This window comes from Silanimonas sp., assembly GCF_027531545.1.
GTDB lineage: Bacteria > Pseudomonadota > Gammaproteobacteria > Xanthomonadales > Xanthomonadaceae > Silanimonas.
This window is the reverse complement of record NZ_JAPZSC010000004.1, coordinates 37,695-55,733: the sequence shown is the minus strand read 5'-3', so window position 1 is coordinate 55,733 and position 18,039 is coordinate 37,695. Positions and strand designations below refer to the sequence as shown.

At 70.0% G+C, this 18,039-nt stretch carries 12 protein-coding genes; 6 read left to right on the top strand and 6 right to left on the bottom strand.

The window, feature by feature from the left end:
- Nucleotides 1-363: 363 nt before the first annotated feature.
- On the bottom strand, nt 364-579 hold the full coding sequence (locus O9280_RS03960) for a DUF1289 domain-containing protein (protein ID WP_298339065.1): 216 nt from the start codon (nt 577-579) through the stop codon (nt 364-366).
- Between the two features lie 31 nt (nt 580-610).
- Nucleotides 611-1,261, bottom strand: a complete 651-nt coding sequence (locus O9280_RS03955) for a YceH family protein (RefSeq protein WP_298339062.1) — start codon at nt 1,259-1,261, stop codon at nt 611-613.
- A 116-nt stretch (nt 1,262-1,377) separates the two neighbouring features.
- On the opposite strand from O9280_RS03955, the gene O9280_RS03950 reads away from it, so the two are divergent.
- Nucleotides 1,378-2,964, top strand: a complete 1,587-nt coding sequence (locus tag O9280_RS03950; protein WP_298339059.1) for an FAD-binding domain-containing protein — start codon at nt 1,378-1,380, stop codon at nt 2,962-2,964.
- 13 nt (nt 2,965-2,977) lie between these two features.
- Here the strand turns inward: O9280_RS03950 and O9280_RS03945 are convergent, their stop codons facing one another.
- The 3 genes from O9280_RS03945 to O9280_RS03935 form a co-directional block, all read right to left on the bottom strand.
- Nucleotides 2,978-5,479 (bottom strand): TonB-dependent receptor, encoded by a 2,502-nt coding sequence (locus O9280_RS03945; protein ID WP_298339056.1) that lies wholly within the window; start codon nt 5,477-5,479, stop codon nt 2,978-2,980.
- 201 nt (nt 5,480-5,680) lie between these two features.
- On the bottom strand, nt 5,681-6,067 hold the full coding sequence (locus O9280_RS03940) for an STAS domain-containing protein (RefSeq protein WP_298339053.1): 387 nt from the start codon (nt 6,065-6,067) through the stop codon (nt 5,681-5,683).
- On the bottom strand, nt 6,064-8,391 hold the full coding sequence (locus O9280_RS03935; RefSeq protein WP_298339050.1) for a SpoIIE family protein phosphatase: 2,328 nt from the start codon (nt 8,389-8,391) through the stop codon (nt 6,064-6,066). Before O9280_RS03935 ends, O9280_RS03940 begins: the two co-directional genes overlap by 4 nt.
- Before the next feature lie 88 nt (nt 8,392-8,479).
- Here O9280_RS03935 and O9280_RS03930 point away from each other — a divergent pair, with 88 nt between their 5' ends.
- The 3 genes from O9280_RS03930 to O9280_RS03920 all read left to right on the top strand — a co-directional run bounded on the left by O9280_RS03930 (nt 8,480) and on the right by O9280_RS03920 (nt 13,664).
- Complete coding sequence (locus tag O9280_RS03930) at nt 8,480-9,787, top strand: flavohemoglobin expression-modulating QEGLA motif protein (RefSeq protein ID WP_298339048.1); 1,308 nt, start codon at nt 8,480-8,482, stop codon at nt 9,785-9,787.
- 581 nt (nt 9,788-10,368) lie between these two features.
- Nucleotides 10,369-12,648 carry an NADP-dependent malic enzyme gene (locus O9280_RS03925; protein WP_298339045.1) on the top strand — a complete coding sequence of 760 codons (2,280 nt, stop codon included), beginning with the start codon at nt 10,369-10,371 and terminating at the stop codon, nt 12,646-12,648.
- An 11-nt stretch (nt 12,649-12,659) separates the two neighbouring features.
- Complete coding sequence (locus O9280_RS03920) at nt 12,660-13,664, top strand: glycosyltransferase (protein WP_298339043.1); 1,005 nt, start codon at nt 12,660-12,662, stop codon at nt 13,662-13,664.
- Nucleotides 13,665-13,667: 3 nt separating this feature from the next.
- On the opposite strand, the gene O9280_RS03915 is transcribed toward O9280_RS03920, so the two are convergent.
- Nucleotides 13,668-14,615: a glycosyltransferase gene (locus O9280_RS03915; RefSeq protein WP_298339040.1), complete on the bottom strand. Its 948-nt coding sequence runs from the start codon at nt 14,613-14,615 to the stop codon at nt 13,668-13,670.
- A 200-nt stretch (nt 14,616-14,815) separates the two neighbouring features.
- On the opposite strand from O9280_RS03915, the gene O9280_RS03910 reads away from it, so the two are divergent.
- Together O9280_RS03910 and aceE are read left to right on the top strand one after the other, a co-directional pair.
- On the top strand, nt 14,816-15,235 hold the full coding sequence (locus O9280_RS03910; protein ID WP_298339037.1) for a universal stress protein: 420 nt from the start codon (nt 14,816-14,818) through the stop codon (nt 15,233-15,235).
- 98 nt (nt 15,236-15,333) lie between these two features.
- Complete coding sequence (gene aceE / locus O9280_RS03905; protein WP_298339035.1) at nt 15,334-18,018, top strand: pyruvate dehydrogenase (acetyl-transferring), homodimeric type; 2,685 nt, start codon at nt 15,334-15,336, stop codon at nt 18,016-18,018.
- Nucleotides 18,019-18,039 lie beyond the last annotated feature (21 nt).

Here is an 18,039-nt window from a genome sequence, read left to right as displayed (position 1 = left end):
GGCGCTCGCCGAAAACTGACCACCTTTGCGCACTGGAAATTGACCACAGACGAAGGCGAACTCGACACGCACTCGGAGGCCTGATGACCTGGGCTGGTATGTCGTGCCGGACACAATTGATGCGCGCGGACGCTTGCAGCGCCAACGTAAGGTGGGCCAGGGGCTTGCGGCGAGTTTCGAGCCCCAGCGCGTTATCCAGGCGCAAGGTCCGAAGGACCGGCTCAGGATGAGCCGTCCGCCCGAGGGGCAGGACGCCCCCTTCGGGCGGACCGCCGGGTTTCTTGAACAAGACCTCTTGGGGCGAGGCAGTCGCAGGCCCTTGGCCCACCGTGCGGCAGGCGCCGGCGACAGCGCTTGCGCGCATCAACCCCGCCCGTACCGCGCCGCCCGCGCGTCCCGCCGTGCTGCCGCCGCACGCAGGATCGCCTCGCGGCCCGCGGCATCCGCCCCGTGCCAGGCCTTGATCTCCTCGAGCGTGCGCCCGCAGCCGATGCATTCGTCGGCGTCGTCGAGACAGCACTGGCGGATGCAGGGGGACGCCGGGGTGTGGCGGTCTTCGGCGCTGCCGGGCGAACGCACCGCCGGGGTCGGTCGAGCCGGTGCCACGGCGTCAGTCCCCGGCTTCGCCGCCGGCAAGTTGGGCTTCCAGCGCAGCGACGCGGGCTTCGAGCGCTTCGATGCGCGCGAGCAGGATGTCGTCGCCTCGCGGCACGGGTTCGCGCGCCGGCGCGGCGCTGGTGTCGAGCGCCATCGCGCTGAAGTCGACGGGCCCGCAGAGCAGGTGCGCCCAGCGGCCCTCGCGCTGGCCCGGTGCGCGGGGCAGGGCGACCGCGAAGCCCCGTGCGGCGAGGCGCTCCAGCGCGTGCGCGAGGTCGTCGGCATCGGCGTAGCGATGCAGGCGCTCGCTGCGCGACTGCAGTTCGGCCGCGGTCTGCGGGCCGCGCAGCATCAGCAGGGCCAACGCGACGAGCTGGCCGCGGGTGAGCTCGAGCGTGCGTGCGGCGCTGTGCTCGAAGCGCAAGGCGCGGGCGCCGTCGACTCGCCGCGCGAGGCCCTTCGCTTCCAGACCGCGCAGGGCGCGCGCCACTTCGCCGGTTTCCAGCGCCATCACCGGTTCACGGCTGGTCTTCTGGTTGGCCGCTTGAAGGGCCGCGTTCTCGGTGAGCGGGTACTGCTCGGGCGTGGTGGCTTCCTTCTCGACGAGGCAGCCGAGCACGCGGGCTTCGGCGGCGTCGAGCAGGAGGGTTGGGGCATCGGTCATCGCAAGGGCCTTGCGGCGACGGGCCGCGCGGGAATCAGAGGCCGCCAGACTAGCCGAGCGCGCCACCCTGCGGCCGCTTCACCCGGGCTGCAGCGTGGCTTCGGCAGCATCGCGCCATGCCCCACGCCCTCGTCTGGTTCAAGCGCGACCTGCGCACCGTCGACCACGCGCCCCTGCTCGCCGCGGCGGCCAGCGGGCGGCCGGTGCTGCCGGTGTACGTGATCGAGCCGTCACTGTGGCAGCAGGACGACGCCAGCGCGCGACAATGGGCGGTGTTCCGCGAATCGCTGCTCGAGCTGCGTGACGCCCTCGCCACCCTCGGTGCACCGCTGCAGGTGCTCCATGGCGATGTCGTCGAGGCCTTCGGGGCGTTGCATTGCGCCTTCGGCCTCGTCGAGGTGCATGCCCACGAGGAAACCGGCAACGCCTGGACCTTCGCCCGCGACCGCCGCGTGGGTGCCTGGCTGCGCGAGACCGGCATTCCCTTCTTCGAACATCCGAACGGCAGCACGGTGCGCCGTTTGCGTCGCCGCGACGGCTGGGCGCGGCACTGGGAGGGCCACAATGGCGAGGCGCCGCTGCCGGCACCGGTGGCTTTGGCGCCCGCCCGGCCCTCGAACGCCGCGTCGGCAGACGCCGCCGGGCCGGTGTTTGCCGATCTCCGATGCGACGCGCTGCCCGAGGCCCGCGACCTCGGCCTGCCGGACGATCCCTGCCCCGGGCGACAGCCCGGGGGGCGTGCCTCGGCGCTGCGCCTGCTGGGCAGCTTCGTCGATGGTCGCGGGGCGACGTATTCGCGCGGCATGAGCAGCCCAATCAGTGCGCCGAAAGTGTGTTCGCGGCTGTCGGTGCACTTCGCCACCGGCACGCTGTCGATCCGCGAGGCCGTGGCCGCCTCGCGCGCCGCGCAGTGGGCCGGGCGCGGCACGCCGGCGAGGGCGCTGCAGAGCTTCGAATCACGCCTGCACTGGCAGGGCCACTTCATGCAGAAGCTCGAGAGCGAGCCCGCCATCGAGTTCCGCAATACGCATCGCGGCTTCGACGGCCTGCGCGAAGGCGACTTCGACGACGAGGCCTTCGAGGCCTGGCGCACCGGCACCACCGGCTGGCCGTTCGTGGACGCGTGCCTGCGCATGCTGGCCGCCACCGGATGGATCAACTTCCGCATGCGCGCGATGCTCGTGGCGGTGGCCAGTTACCATCTGTGGCTGCACTGGCGCGAGACCGGCCTGCACCTCGCGCGGCAGTTCACCGACTACGAGCCCGGCATCCATTGGCCGCAGGTGCAGATGCAGAGCGGCGTCACCGGCATCAACATCCCGCGCATCTACAACCCGGTGAAACAGGGGCTCGACCAGGACCCCGAGGGCACGTTCGTGCGCCGCTGGGTGCCTGAACTCGCCGCGGTGCCGGCGCCTTGGATCCACCTGCCGTGGCAACTGCCCCCAGCGCAGCTCGCGAAGCATGGCGTGGTGCTCGGCCGCGACTACCCGAAGCCGATCCGCGACCACGAGCAGGCCGCCCGCGAGGCGAAAGCGAGGCTCACCGCGTGGTGGCGCGATCACCCGGGCATGCGCGAGTTGGCACGCGGCGTCCTGCTGAAGCACGGCAGCCGGATGAAGCAGACGAGGCCGCGACTGGAGGGCCGGAAAAAAGAAAGCCCCGCGCCGCACGAGGCGACGCAGGGCAGTCTTTTCGACTGAGGCCGGTCGAGACTTAGAAGCTGTAGCTGAGGCGGCCGTAGACGAAGCGGCCGGAACGACCGAAGGGCGAGAAGTTCGAGAACGGCGTGTTGCCGGTGGTGTTGAGGTTCGCCGGCAGCGGGTCCGGGTATTCGTCCGCGAGGTTCTCGGCGCCGATCGCCAGCTCGAGCCCGTCCCACAGGGTCACGCGGCCTTCGAGGTCGAGCAGCACCTTCGGGCTGAGGACGAAGTCGTTGGCCGCCGTGGTGCCCGGGGCGAGCACCTCGCCATAGCGCGTCACTCGGAGCGTGGCGCCGAAGCGGTCCAGCGACCAGTTCAGGTTGGCGCCGTACTTGTCCTTCGGCGAGCCTTCCTCGAACGTGAGGACGTTGACGCGATCGAACAGGCGGATGGTCGGGTCGATGGCGGCGATCGGTGCCGTGGTCGGCACGCGCGTCACGTCGGTGTTGTTCCAGTTGGCCAGCAGCGTGACGTCGAAGCGGCCGGCCGAGGCGGTCTCGAAGGGCACGGTGAACACCACGTCCACGCCCTGCGTCTCGGTGTCGACGCCGTTGATGAAGAAGCGGCCGCCGCCGATGCCGACGAAGCCCTGCGCCGTCAGGAAGTTGCGCACGCTGGCCTGCGTGAGGTTTTCCGACAGCACGATGCGGTTGTCGATGTCGATGCGGTAGGCGTCGATCGTCAGCGTGGCCTCGCCGAAGTTGAACACCGCGCCGAGCGAAACGTTCACCGACTCTTCGGCCTCGAGCGGCCGGGCGCCGAGGGCCGCCGCCACCGCACTCGTCGCGGGGAAGGTGGTGATCTCGAAGGGCACGCCGTTGATGAAGTTGGTCGAGGTGGCGGTGAAGAACTGCTGCTGCGGCGAGGGCGCGCGGAAGCCGTTCTGCAGCGAGCCGCGCAGCGCGAAGGCCTCGCTGAAGTCGTAGCGCATCGCCACCTTGCCGCTGAGGTTGCTGCCGAAATCGGAGTAGTCCTCGCCGCGGATCGCCACCGAGCCGAGCAGCTGGTCCGTGATGTTGGCTTCGAGGTCGACGTACAGGCCGATCGCATTGCGCGATTCGTCGACTTCGTTCGACGGGCGGAAGCCCGGGAACACCTGCGCACCGGAGGCCGTGGGCGCGCCGTTCAGCAGCGCGCCGCCATTGATGTACGAGTTCGGCTCGCCGGCGAAGATGCGGTAGGTCTCCTCACGGGCCTCGAGGCCGGCGCTGAGGTAGAGGTCGGAGGCGAAGGCGTCCAGCGCGTAGCTGCGCGAGCCGCCGAAGTTGAAGGTGGCCTGCGTGTAGTCGAAGCCGCCGGCCTGGAAGCTGCGCTGGCTGGAGGGGCCGATCGAGCGGTTCAGCGTGTTCTCGATGGTGAAATCCATCTCGTTGCGGCCCCAGACGAGCGAGCTGTCCATCGACCACTCGCCCCATGCCCACTTCACGCCGCCGGCCACGCTGGAATCGATGACCGTCGGGGCGATGATCGGCAGGAAGCCGTCGGGGTAGATCGATGTGATGTTGCGGGCGTCCTGCGCGGGCCGGTAGAAGCCCGCCGAGCGCGCGTCGCGGTCCTGCCAGCTGGCCCAACCGTAGATTCGCGTCCCGCTTTCGAAATCGATGCCGGCGTTGGCGAACAGGGTCTTCTGGTCGAGTTCCGGCTCGCCGTACCAGGCGCTGAAGCGGTTGAAGGTGCGCTCGCGCGGGTCGAAAGCGCCGCTCACCAGCGGGTACTGCTGGCGCACGTCGTAGCCGCCGCGCTCGGTGCGCTCCTGGTCCTTCAGTTCGGCCGCGATCGTGAGGAAGCCGGTGCCGCCGAGCGAGAGGCCCTTCCATGCCGAGACGGTGGTGGTTTCGCCGTCGTTGACGCTGCGCGAGATGCGTCCGGGCGAGGGCCACGTGGCGTTGGCCGGGGCCGTGCCGGTGATCACTTCATAGTCGGAATCGCGCTGGCCGTAGCTGACGGTGACGCCGCCGCCGGTGTCGTCCTCGCGCAGCAGTACGTTGATGACGCCGGCGATGGCGTCGGAGCCGTACTGCGCGGAAGCGCCGTCACGCAGCACTTCGACCGTGCGCACGGCGGCGGTGGGGATGGTGTTGAGGTCGACCGCCGCCGAACCGCGGCCCGCGGAGCCGTTGACGTTGACGAGCGCGGCCGAGTGGCGGCGCTTGCTGTTCACCAGCACGAGGGTCTGGTCGGGCGCGAGGCCGCGAAGCTGCGCCGGTCGAACGGTGTCGGTGCCGTCGGTGAGGCCGGGGCGCGGGAAATTGAAGGAAGGCAGGGCGACCGACAGGGCTTGGTTGATCTCGGGCGAGCCGGTGCGCTCGAGCTGCTGGACGCCGATGGCGTCGACTGGCGCGGCAGTGTCGTTGCGGGAACGGCCCGCGACGCGCGTACCAGTGACGACGATGGCGTCGAGGGTCTGGGTGTCGTCGGCGGCCTCGGTGCTGACGGCGGCGTTCGACTGGGCATGGGTGGCGCCGGCGGACAGGGCCGAGGCGATGGCGAGGGCAAGCAGGGCAGGTCGGTTCATGGCGACATCCTTGGGCTGGCGGTGCGGCGCGGCAAGACGGTGCGGGATTCCCATCGGGAATATGGAAGTTCCGTGACGGAAGATGCTCGGCGCCAAGGCCCGCGACAAGTCCCTGAAGCCTGTCGACGCGTATTCCTCACGCCATGCACACGCCTTCGGCGTTCCCGCGCTCTGACGGCGGCCCCAGGGCCGTGAGGGCCCTTACTCGTCGTCGCCGGAAAGCACGCGCTTCTGCATGGCGTCGAGGTAGGCGTCGGCCTCGGCGGTGGAGCTGAAGATCTCCGAGAACGGCACGGCCTTCACCAGGTCGAAGACCTTGCGGATTTGCGGCTGGGGGTTCGCCACCAGCACCTTGCCGCCGCGGCTGCCGAGGCTCTTGCGGGCGCGGAACACCGTTCGCAGGCCGGCGGAGCTGATGTACTCGAGGTCCGACAGATCGAGGACCAGAAGGTTGACCGAAGGGTCGGCCAGCACCGGTTCCAGTTCGCTGTCGGCGCGCTGGTAGGTGTGGGTGTCCAGGTGGCCGGCGAGGCGGCAGGTGCGCTTCGGGCCGCTGCCCTCGATGGCGATGCGGAGGTCGTCGGTCATTTCGGCGGATTCCTTGGCAGGACGAGGGTGAGTCGGTTGCGGTCATCCTCGCGCGCGTAGACCGCGTCGAGGCTCATGGTCTTGATCAGGTGCAGGCCGAGGCCGCCGATCGGGCGGTCGAGGTCGTCGGGGTCCAGCTCGAGGTCCGGGGCGTCGAGCGGATTGAAGGCGTTGCCATCGTCGATGATCCGGAGCGTCATCGTGCGCTCGGTGAACGACAGGTCGACCGTGCATTCGACGGCCCCGCCATGGTCGATGGCGTTGGCGACGAGTTCCTCCAGCACCAGGCGGACGTCCGACTGCCCCTCGGTGTCGATGCCGTGGCTGCCCAGGCATTCGTCGATGGCGCGGTTCATCGCCCGGAGGCCCGAAGGCCAGATCGAGAAGTGCAGGGGGTCGTTGGCAGGTTTCTCGGGGGCCACCAGCCCGACCGCCAGCACGGTGATGTCGTCGGCGGGCTCGGCACCGGCCGCGAAGGCCTCGACGGCGGCGACCACGTCGGCCACCACCTGCTCGGCGTTCCGACCGGGCTTCAGCGCGTCGCGCAGTCGCGCTTCGCCGAAGAGCTCGCCACCGCGGCTGCGCGCCTCGGTAACGCCGTCGGTGAAGCAGAACAGCACGTCGCCCGGCGCCAGCATGCCGGCATAGCCCTCGCCGTAGGCGTCGGGGTCGATGCCGAGCGGGGCGCCGGTTTCCATCTCGAACAGCTCGATGCGGCCGTCGGCGCGGACGATGAAGGGCAGTTCGTGGCCGGAACTCGCCAGCTCGAACATGCCGGTGTGGGGGTCGACGAGCCCGCACAGGGCTGTCGCGAACATGCAGCTGTCGTTGCCTTCGGCCAGCCGCGGCGCGGCCCGAGCCAGCATCAGGGCCGGGGAGTCGGTGCTGCGGGCCGTGGCCTCCAGCACCGCGACCGTGCGCGCCATGAAGAGCGCGGCGGGCACGCCCTTGTCGCTGATGTCGCCGATGCCGAACCACAGCATCCCGTCGTCGCGCGGGTGGAAGGCGTAGAAGTCGCCGCCCACGCTCTTCGCCGGCTTCAGCACGGCGTGGATGTCGAGATGGCCTTCCTGCACGTCGACCGCGGTGGCTGGCGGCAGCATCGACTGCTGCAGGTCGTGGGCGAGGCGCAGTTCGCTGTCGAGCTTCTGCTGCTCCTGCGCCATCCGCTGCGAGTGCGCCAGCTGCTGGCGCAGCGCGGAATCGGCGCTGTCCAGCACGCGGGCCAGCTGGCCGACCTCGTCCTTCCGCACCAGCAGGAGCGTCGGCATCTCGAAGCCGTCCTGCGCCAGCCGCTGCGCCGCGTGGCCCAACTGCACCATCGGCCGGGTGACGCTCCGGGCCAGCGCATTGCTGAGCAAGGCGAGCAGCGCGATCACCACCAGCGTCCCGCCGACGAAGCGCCACGCCGTCTCGCGAAGGGGCGCCAGCACGGTGTCCTCGTCCATCAGCACCATCAAGCCCCAGCCATCGCCGAGCGCCTCATGGACGCCGCGCAGCCCCGGGCCGAGCGGGCGCATTGCGAGGCCTGCGTCCACGCCTTGCAGGGCACCACGATGCTCGTCGAGCGCGGTGGCGCTGGGCGGCGGGGTGCCGATGGAGAGCCAGTCGGAATCGCCGATCCACAGCGGGCCCTTGTGCAGCACCGCGCGGAACCGCTTGTCGTTCCGGAACGGCGCCAGCGCCTGGTTGAAGCGGTCGATGGGAACGTCGAGGCTGACCATGCCGCGGCGCTCGCCGGCGGGACCCAGCGGCAGCGGCTGGTTCAACGTGATCATCCAACGACCACCCGCGGTGTCGTTGAAGTAGGGCGCCGACCAGCGCGCCTGGTCCGCCGCCAGCGTGTCGCGGAACCAAGGCTGCGCTTCCACGTCGAGGCCACGCGCCGCGAGGTCGGTTTCCGCCAGTCCCCGGCCCTGCTTGCCGACGTAGCGGGCCCAGACCGTGCCCGGCGTGGGCGAGGCGGCCGGCGCCAGCGCCACCAGGCCACCCGCGGTATTGGGCTCGCTCAGCACCGTGGCATCGAGCAGGGCGCGCAGGCGCGTGGCATCACCGCCGGCCGCGGCCTCGCTGCGTGCCAGCGTGCCCGCACTGACTTCCACTGCCTGCAGCAGGGCCTGCAATTCCGCCGAGGCGCGACGCAGCTCGCGAAGTGCCGCGGCCTCCGCATCCTCGAGAGCGCGACGCTCGGCGACCGCATGGATGGCCAGCCCGCCCGCGGCCGCGACGGCGGCGGCCAGCAGGCCGAACCACAGCGCGATGCGCGTGCGCAGGCTGTGGCGCCAAGGCGGACGGGCGGTCGGAGCGAGGGCGGAGGTGGCCATGGCCCAAGGCTGCGGCGCGCGGCGGTGGCGGTCAACGGGGGGGATGCCGGGGGTATGCTGGCCGTCGCACTTCCTAGGAGGGCTGCCGATGCCCGACGGCGCCGCGTTGCAGAGCCTGGCCGAACTGGACGCCCGCATGGTGCGGGCGACGCGCCGCCTGCGCCTGTTGCAGGCGGTGAGCTGGAAACAGCGGGTGCAGCGCGAGTTCCTCGACCGCTGGCGCCGCGGCGTGCACCGGCTTCCCGAGCCCGACTACGTGCCCGAGGACCACGCCGAGGTCCGCGCCGAGCTGCGCGCGATCGCCCAGGCCTGCGACCCGCACCAGCCCTTGGGGCTCTACATCCGCCGCACGGCCGACAGCTGGCACACCGCCGCCCTGCTGCTCGAATCCGTCGGCACCGCGGCGGTCACCGACCATTCCATCCGCCTGTTCGGCCGTCCGGGCGACGCGCTGCCGGGGGGCACCGTGTCCGGGGTCGACGCGGCCATGCACTTCATCCGCATCGCCGATGAGCTCGATGCCGAGTTGCGGGCCGTCGACACCAACGACGACGCGGTGGAAGCGCCCATCGTCCGCGAACGCCTGCAGCAGGACATGGACGGCTTCTTCGGCCCCGGCAAGGTCAGCGTCGAGCTGGATGCCGATTTGATCGCCAAGGCCGCGGCCGGCCCGACGCGCATCCGCCTGCGCACCGGGGCGGCCTTCAGCGAGTACGACATCCACCAGCTGCGCGAGCACGAGGCCTTCGTGCACACGCTGACGGCCCTCAACGGCCGGGAGCAGCCGCATTTCGCCTCGCTTTCGCGCACTTCGCCGCGGATCATCGCCACCCAGGAAGGCCTGGCGACCTTCGCCGAGCTGATCACCGGGCACATCGACATCGAGCGCATGAAGCGCATCAGTCTGCGCATCCTCGCCATCGACATGGCCCTGCGCGGCGCCGACTTCATCGACGTGTTCCGCTTCTTGCTCGACGCCGGCCAGCGCGAACCGGAGAGCTTCGCCTCGGCGGCCCGCGTGTTCCGCGGCGTGCCGGTGACCGGTGGCGCGGCCTTCACCAAGGACGGCGTGTACCTCGCCGGCCTGGTGCGCGTGCACACCTTCTTCCGCTGGTGCCTGCGGCAGAAGAAGCTGGCCCTCACGCATCGCCTGTTCGCCGGGAAGATGACCCTCGAGGACGTCTTCGACCTCGCCCCGGCCTTCGAGAGCGGGGCCATCGCTCCGCCGCACTACCTGCCGCCCTGGGCCAAGCGCGCCAACGGTCTGGCCGGGATCCTCGCCTTTTCGCTGTTCGCGAACACCATCCGGCTCGACAAGGTCGACATCGAGAACCTCGATGCCGTGCCTCGGCTGTTCGGGGTGGCGGAATCGGAGCCGCGGGAAGCCGGGCGGTAGGCGCCAAGGCGCGAAAGGACCGAGCTCGGTCATGGTGCTCGGCGGACCCGCCCCGTCACCTTTCTGGCTGGAAACCCGGCTGTCCGGCCGAAGGGGTCATCCTGACCCTCGGCCGGATGGCGCATCCCTGCGCCACCGCTTCGCGGCGGGCGCCTGGTTGGCGCGTCGGGGCTCCTCAAGTCGCCTCGCGCCATGCCCGGGCTCGGTCCTCTCGCGCATGTCGCGTGTTCGACGCATCTCCGCATGACGCGACGCCGTCGCCGCGCTCTTGCTCTTCGATTAACCCGCAGCCAGGACAGGGCGCGCGGCGGGCCTAGGGGGCTGAGGCGGATTTCGAGCCCCAGCGCGCTGTCAAGGCGCAAGCCCGGAGGGTCGCGCAGGATGCGCGATCCGGCCGAGCGACAGGGACGTCGCATTCGGCCGGACCGCCGGGTTTCCAGTCCAGCTCGAACTGGGGCGAGGCAGCCGAGGCCCCTAGGCCGGATGCGCGACGACCGCGGCGTTGGCGCCCATACGCCGCCGTCCGCTGCCGTCACGAAGCCGTGGCTAGAATGCGGATTCGCCTTCGAAAGACCCCAGTGATGTCCGAACACGACGCGTTCAAACAGGCCGCCCTCGACTACCACCGCCAAGCCCCGGCCGGGAAGATCAAGGTCATGCCGACCAAGGCGCTGGTCACCCAGCGCGATCTGTCCCTCGCCTATTCGCCCGGCGTCGCCGCGGCCTGCGAGGCGATCGTCGCCGACCCGGCCACCGCCAGCGACTACACCGCCCGCGGCAACCTCGTGGCGGTGATTTCCAACGGCACGGCCGTGCTCGGCCTCGGCGACATCGGGCCGCTGGCCGGCAAGCCGGTGATGGAAGGCAAGGGCGTGCTGTTCCAGAAGTTCGCCGGCATCGACGTCTTCGATCTCGAGGTCGCCGAGAAGGACCCGGACAAGCTGGTCGACATCATCGCCTCGCTGGAGCCGACCTTCGGCGGCATCAACCTCGAGGACATCAAGGCGCCGGAGTGCTTCATCGTCGAGCGCAAGCTCCGCGAGCGGATGAAGATCCCGGTCTTCCACGACGACCAGCACGGCACGGCGATCATCGTCGGCGCGGCGATGACCAACGCCCTGCACGTCGTCGGCAAGCAGATACACGACGTGAAGCTGGCGGTCAGCGGCGCCGGCGCGGCCGGTATCGCCTGCCTCGACATGCTCGTCGCGCTCGGCATGCGCCGCGAGAACATCCTCGTGGTCGACAAGGACGGCGTGCTGCATACCGGCCGCACCGACCTCAACGAAGGCACGGTGCGCTATGCCCGCGAGACGCCGTTCCGCAGCCTCGCCGAGATCGTCAACGGCGCCGACGTCTTCCTCGGCCTGTCTGCCGGCGGCGTACTGAAGCCCGAGATGGTCGCCACGATGGCGCCGCGCCCGATCATCTTCGCGCTGGCGAATCCGAACCCCGAGATCCACCCGGCCGACGCCAAGGCCGCGCGCCCGGACGCGATCATCGCCACCGGCCGCAGCGACTACCCGAACCAGGTCAACAACGCGCTCTGCTTCCCGTACATCTTCCGCGGCGCGCTTGATGTGGGCGCCACGACGATCAACGAGGAAATGAAGCGCGCCTGCGTCATCGCCATCGCCGAGCTGGCCCGCCGCGAGGCCACCGACCTCGGCAGCGCCTACGGCGGCGAGCCGGTGCAGTTCGGCGCCGAATCGCTGATCCCGCGGCCTTTCGACCCGCGCCTGCTGGTCTCGTTGGCTCCGGCCGTGGCCGAGGCCGCGATGCGCTCCGGCGTGGCGACGCGCCCGGTCGACATCGCCCAGTACCGCGACCGCCTGAGCCAGTGGGTGTTCCGCACCGGCCTGATGATGAAGCCGGTGTTCGACCGCGCCCGCGTCAACCGCCAGCGCGTCGTGTACGCGGAAGGCGAGGAGGAGAACGTGCTGCGCGCCGTGCAGACGGTGGTCGACGAAGGCTTGGCCTTTCCGATCCTCGTCGGCCGCCCGGCGGTCATCGAGCGCCGCATCCAGCGCCTGGGCCTGCGCATCCGCCCCGGCGTGGACGTGCAGATCACCAACATCGACGACGACCCGCGCTTCAACGAGTACTGGCAGCTCTACCACCAGATCATGCAGCGAAAGGGCGTCACGCCTTCCGCCGCCAAGGCGATCGTCCGTGGCCGCGACACGGTGATCGCCGCGCTGATGGTCCGCCGTGGCGAGGCCGATGCGATGCTCTGCGGCATCGTCGGCCGCTACGCGCGCAAGCTGCGCTACGTTCGCGAAGTGCTGGGCCTCGATGACGGCAGCAAGGGCCTCTCGGCGCTTTCGGCGGTGCTGAACGACAAGGGCGTGTTCTTCTTCGCCGATACGCACGTGCAGGTCGAGCCGAGCGCCGAGCAGATCGCCGACTGCGTGCAGCAGGCGGCCTTCCGCCTGCGCCTGTTCGGCGTGGCGCCCAAGGTGGCGCTGGTGGGCCACTCGAACTTCGGCAGCTCCGAGGCGCCGAGCGCGCAGAAGCTGCGCGACGCGCTGGCGATCCTCCACGAGCGCGAGCCCAAGCTCGAAGTGGAAGGCGAGATGCACGCTGACCTCGCCTTCAACGAGGAGCTCCGCGAGCGCGTGTTCCCGAATTCGCGCCTCAAGGGCCGCGCCAACCTGCTGGTGTTCGCCAACATCGACGCGGCGAACGCGGCCTACAACATCACCCGCGCGATGACCGACGGTGTCGGCCTCGGCCCGATCCTGATGGGGCTCTCGAAGTCGGCCCACGTGCTGACGCCCTCGGCCACCATCCGCCGCATCGTCAACATGACGGCGGTGGCGGCGGTCGATGCGCTGATCCGCGCGGAGCGCGCGGTCTGAGCACGCAAGGCGTGGGTGGGGAGATCGTCACCGTCGCCGCCGCCGCAGCGGCGCCGAGGGCGTCCATCCTGCTGCTGGCCTACCGGATGGGCGCGACGATCCGCGAGGCCCTCGAGAGCGCGGTGGCGCAGACCGTGCCCTGCGAGATCATCGTCTCCGACGATGCCTCCCCGGCGCCGGATGAGGGCTTCGCCATTGCCGAAGCCTTCGCTCGCGAGTACCGCGGGCCGCATCGGTTCGTGGTCCGCCGAAACGAGACCAACCTCGGCTTGTGCGCCCACATCAACGTGGTCGCGGCCGAGGCCACCGGCGCCATCCTGCTGTTCCAAGCCGGCGACGACCGCTCCCATCCGGATCGTGTCGCCCGCGCGCTGGCTTTCTTCGACGCCCATCCCGGCGTCGCCCTCGTCGGCACGACGGTCGACGAGATCGATGCTGCCGGTGCCGTCATCGCCCGCCGCACCCGCGACCCCGGCTTCCGTCGCGCCGACCAGCAGTGGCTGCTCCAGCGCGGCAGTTTCGTCTGCCTGCTCGGGGCTTCGATGGCGATGCGCCGGTTCGTCCTCGATGACCTGCCGCCCCTGCAGGGCATGGTCGAGGACAACATGATCACGCTGCGCGCGGCCCTGTTCGGCGAGGTGCACTGCCTCGACGAGCCCTGGCTCGACTACCGCATCCACGCCGGGAACCTCCATGGCTGGGTGTTCGCCCACGGGGGCGGGCCCGACGCCAAGCGCCAGCGCTACGAGCGCACGCTGCGGATGTATGCCGAGATCGCCGACGACGCCGATCGCTGCGCTCGCATCGCGGCCGTGCCGGAGCCTCGGCGCGCGCTCGGCCTGCAGCTCGCCGCGATGTACCGCATCGAGGCCAATGCCCGTCGCGCCATGCTGGAGGGTCGCAAGCGCGACTGGTGGCCGCACATCGTGGCGGGATTCCGCCATCCCGGGCTGCGGCGCAAATCCTTCGAGCGCCTGTTGAAGCTGGCCGTGCCGCGGCGATTCCTGAAGCTCTGACGCTCAGGCCTGCGAGCGGGCCCGCCGGATGCGGCTGAGGATCCGGCCGCCAAGGCGCAGGGCCCGCAAGGCAGCGAGCGGGCCATCGCCGTAGAGTGCCCGCCGATGGCGCAGCAGGGCCTGCCACAGCGGCATCGTGCTCCCCCCGGCGTTGGCATCGTCGAGGGTCTTGGAAAGCGCGCCGGCCGCCTCCCGGCAGGGCCAAGGGCGCGCCGCCGCGGCGTCGAGTGCCGCCGCGCAGGTGGACAGCCATTGCCGGGCCTCGCGGGCGCGACGCTGGTGTCGGTCCGGTGCGCCGCCGCGCGGGGCATGGCCGATGCGGGTCTGGGCGTCAGCGTGGCGGCGGAAATCGACCATCACTTCGTCGACGTAGACCACGCCCGCGCGCTGCGATGCGGCGAAGGCCAGCCAGCCGTCGGACCAGACGCCCTCGGGGAAGGGCAGGGCCTGCGGAAGCAGGGTGTTCCGGAACAGCGCGGCGTGGCCGGAGACGGTGTTCTCGAACGCCAGCGCCACATTGCCCTGGCCCCGCACCATCCGCCGCTGCCCGCCGAGGGTCAGTCCCGTGGGCCTGCCTTCCGCATCGACGACGGCGGAATCGCCGTAGGCGAGGTCGGCGTCGCCGATCGCCGCCATCAGGGTTTCGAGCTTGCGTGCGGACCACACGTCGTCCTGGTCGCAGGGCGCGATGAAGTCGCCGCGGCACAGCGCAAAGGCCCGCGCGAAGTTGGCGTTGACGCCCAGGCGCCGTGGGTTCCGATGCAGTTGGATGCGGTGGTCGCGGCGCGCCGCCTCCTCGACGATCTCGACGGTACGGTCGTTGGAGACGTCGTCGACCACCACCAGCTCCAGCTCGCGGTGGGTCTGCGCGAGTACCGACGCCAGCTGGGCTTCGATGTAGGCCTCGCCGTTGCAGGTGCACAGCGCGACGGAAACGAGGGGGGAGGGCACGTGGGTGGGCGGGGAGCGGCTGGGGTGCGGCCATGATCGCCGGAATGCATCCATCGCGCACCCCGTGCGGCCTGCCGGACCGACCCACGGCGGCGATTGCTTTCCCCGCACGCCGGTTCCGGAATTGATCGACGCCAAATGGCGGCCCGTCGCCCGAGGGCATTCTGGTGACCACCCCTTCCAACGACAAGGAGTCCCCCATGAACGTCCTCATCGCTGTCGACGGCAGCGCCTTCGGCACGAAAGCCCTGGACTACGTGCTCGCCCGGCCCGCCATGTTCGGGCAGGCGGCGCTCACGCTGATCCACGTTGCACAGCCGCTGCCGCCGCGCGCCGCGGCCGCCGTGGGGGCCGAGATCGTGGCGGCGCAGTACGCCCATGAGCATGACGACGCGCTCCGTGAAGCGCGCGGGCGACTGGCCGCGGCGGGGCGCACGGCTCGGGAAGTCGTGAAGGTGGGCCATCCGGGAGGCCTGGTGGCCGAGGAGGCGGAGGCCGGCGGGTACGACGCGGTCGTGATGGGATCGCACGGCCACGGCGCCTTGGCCGGCCTGCTGCTGGGCAGTACGGTCAGCAAGGTGCTCGCGGGTTGCCGCACGCCCGTGCTCGTGGTGCGCTGACGCCTGCCGTACGCCCGCGTATTCGTATGCAGCCCCGCCGGCGTCGCGCCGGCCACTGTTAGACTTCCAGCTCTAGTTTCCACGCGGAGCGGGAAGGCATGAACTGGCTGCAGGACGTTTTGGCAAACGACATCGACCCCACCGAGACCCAGGAGTGGCTGGAGTCGATCAAGGCGGTCATCGATGCCGATGGTCCGGAGCGCGCGCACCACATCCTCGAGCGGATGGTGGAGCTGACGCGCCGCGCCGGTGCGCACCTGCCTTTCGTGCCGACCACCGAATACATCAACACCATTCCGGCGCATCTCGAAGCCAAGATGCCGGGCGATGCGCAGATGGAGTGGAAGCTCCGTTCGCTGATCCGCTGGAACGCGCTGGCCATGGTGGTGCGCGCCAACCGCAAGCCCGGTGAACTCGGCGGCCACATCGCCAGCTTCGCGTCGGCGGCCACGCTCTACGACGTCGGCTTCAACCATTTCTGGCGCGCGCCGAACGAATCGCATCCGGGCGACCTGCTGTTCATCCAGGGCCACAGCTCGCCCGGCGTGTATGCCCGCGCGTACCTCGAAGACCGCCTGACGGAAGACCAGCTCAACCACTTCCGCATGGAGGTGGACGGCAAGGGCATCTCGAGCTACCCGCACCCGTGGCTGATGCCGGACTTCTGGCAGACGCCCACCGTCTCGATGGGCCTCGGCCCGATTGCGGCGATTTACCAGGCGCGCTTCTGGAAGTACCTCGAAGCCCGCGGCCTGATGCCGGTGAGCGACCGCAAGGTGTGGTGCTTCATGGGCGACGGCGAGTGCGATGAGCCCGAGAGCCTCGGTGCGATCTCGCTGGCCGGTCGCGAAGGCCTCGACAACCTCGTGTTCGTCATCAACTGCAACCTGCAGCGCCTCGACGGCCCGGTGCGCGGCAACGGCAAGATCATCCAGGAGCTGGAAGGCGTCTTCCGCGGCGCCGGCTGGAACGCGCTCAAGGTGGTCTGGGGCAGCTACTGGGACCCGCTCCTCGCCAAGGACACCAACGGCGTCCTGAAGAAGCTGATGATGGAGACCGTCGACGGCGAGTACCAGAACTGCAAGGCCTTCGGCGGTGCGTACACGCGCGAGAACTTCTTCGGCAAGTACGAGGAGACCAAGCAGATGGTCGCCTCGCTCTCCGACGAGGACATCTGGCGCCTGAATCGCGGCGGCCACGACCCGCACAAGGTCTACGCGGCCTACGCCACCGCCACCGCCCACAAGGGCCAGCCCACCGTGATCCTCGCCAAGACGGTGAAGGGCTACGGCATGGGCAAGGCCGGTGAGTCGATCAACATCACCCACCAGCAGAAGAAGCTCGACGACGCGGCGGTGAAGGCCTTCCGCGACCGCTTCAACATCCCGGTCAGCGACGAGCAGCTGCCTTCGGTGCCCTTCTACCACCCGGGCCCGGAAGCGCCGGAAGTGAAGTACCTGAAGGAGCGCCGCGCCGCGCTCGGCGGTTCGCTGCCGCAGCGCCGCGTCAAGGCCAGCGAATCGCTGCCGGTGCCGGAGCTCGCCGTTTTCGACCGCCTGCTGAAGGACAGCGGCGACCGCGAGATCAGCACGACGATGGCCTTCGTGCAGGCGCTCAACGTGATCCTGCGCGACAAGGCGATCGGCCCGCGCACGGTGCCGATCATCTGCGACGAAGCGCGCACCTTCGGCATGGAAGGCCTGTTCCGTCAGATCGGCATCTACTCGCCGTTCGGCCAGAAGTACAAGCCGGTCGACGCCGACCAGCTGATGTTCTATCGCGAGGACACGGCCGGCCAGGTGCTGCAGGAAGGCATCAACGAAGCGGGCAGCTTCTCGAGCTGGATGGCTGCGGCCACCAGCTACAGCACGAACAACGTGCCGATGCTGCCGTTCTACATCTTCTACTCGATGTTCGGCTTCCAGCGCATCGGTGATTCGGCCTGGCAGGCCGCCGACATGCGCGCCCGCGGCTTTCTGCTGGGCGCCACCGCCGGCCGCACCACGCTGAACGGCGAGGGCCTGCAGCACGAGGACGGCCATTCGCAGCTGCTGGCCGGCAACATCCCGAACTGCCGCCCCTACGACCCGACCTTCGCCTACGAAGTGGCCGTGGTGCTGCAGTACGGCATGCAGCGGATGATGGCGGAGCAGGTGGACGAGTACTACTACCTGACCCTGATGAACGAGAACTACACCCACCCGGAGATGCCGGAAGGCGCCGCGGAAGGGATCATCAAGGGCATGTATCTGCTGAAGGACGCCGGCAAGCCGAAGAAGGGCGAGCTGCGCGTGCAGCTGATGGGCTCGGGCACGATCCTGCGCGAGGCCATCTTCGCGGCCGAACTGCTCGACAAGGAATTCGGCGTGTCCTCCGACATCTGGAGCTGCCCGAGCTTCACCGAGCTGCGTCGCGACGGCTTCGACGCCGAGCGCTGGAACCGCCTGCATCCGGAAGCGAAGACGCCGCGCAAGGCCTACGTCACCGAGCTGCTGGAAGGCCGCCAGGGCCCGGCCATTGCCGCGACCGACTACGTGCGCCAGTTCGCCGACCAGATCCGCGCCTTCGTGCCGATGAAGTACACGGTGCTCGGTACCGACGGCTTCGGTCGTTCGGACACCCGCGCCAACCTGCGTCGCCACTTCGAGGTCGACCGCTACTACATCGCGCATGCCGCCATCGCCGCGCTCGCGGCCGAGGGCAAGATGAACGCCAAGGACGTGGCCCGCGCGATCAAGGTGTTCAACATCGACGCCGAGAAGGCCAACCCGATCGGCGTCTGACGGTCGAAGGCGAGGGGGAAG

Excerpts from the sequence above, each read along its gene's own strand:
- O9280_RS03910 (WP_298339037.1), top strand. The coding sequence starts at position 14,816 with ATGAACGTCCTCATCGCTGTCGACGGCAGCGCCTTCGGCACGAAAGCC.
- O9280_RS03925 (WP_298339045.1), top strand. The coding sequence starts at position 10,369 with ATGTCCGAACACGACGCGTTCAAACAGGCCGCCCTCGACTACCACCGC.
- O9280_RS03955 (WP_298339062.1), bottom strand. The coding sequence starts at position 1,261 with ATGACCGATGCCCCAACCCTCCTGCTCGACGCCGCCGAAGCCCGCGTG.
- O9280_RS03950 (WP_298339059.1), top strand. The coding sequence starts at position 1,378 with ATGCCCCACGCCCTCGTCTGGTTCAAGCGCGACCTGCGCACCGTCGAC.
- O9280_RS03940 (WP_298339053.1), bottom strand. The coding sequence starts at position 6,067 with ATGACCGACGACCTCCGCATCGCCATCGAGGGCAGCGGCCCGAAGCGC.
- O9280_RS03945 (WP_298339056.1), bottom strand. The coding sequence starts at position 5,479 with ATGAACCGACCTGCCCTGCTTGCCCTCGCCATCGCCTCGGCCCTGTCC.
- O9280_RS03935 (WP_298339050.1), bottom strand. The coding sequence starts at position 8,391 with ATGGCCACCTCCGCCCTCGCTCCGACCGCCCGTCCGCCTTGGCGCCAC.
- O9280_RS03930 (WP_298339048.1), top strand. The coding sequence starts at position 8,480 with ATGCCCGACGGCGCCGCGTTGCAGAGCCTGGCCGAACTGGACGCCCGC.
- aceE (WP_298339035.1), top strand. The coding sequence starts at position 15,334 with ATGAACTGGCTGCAGGACGTTTTGGCAAACGACATCGACCCCACCGAG.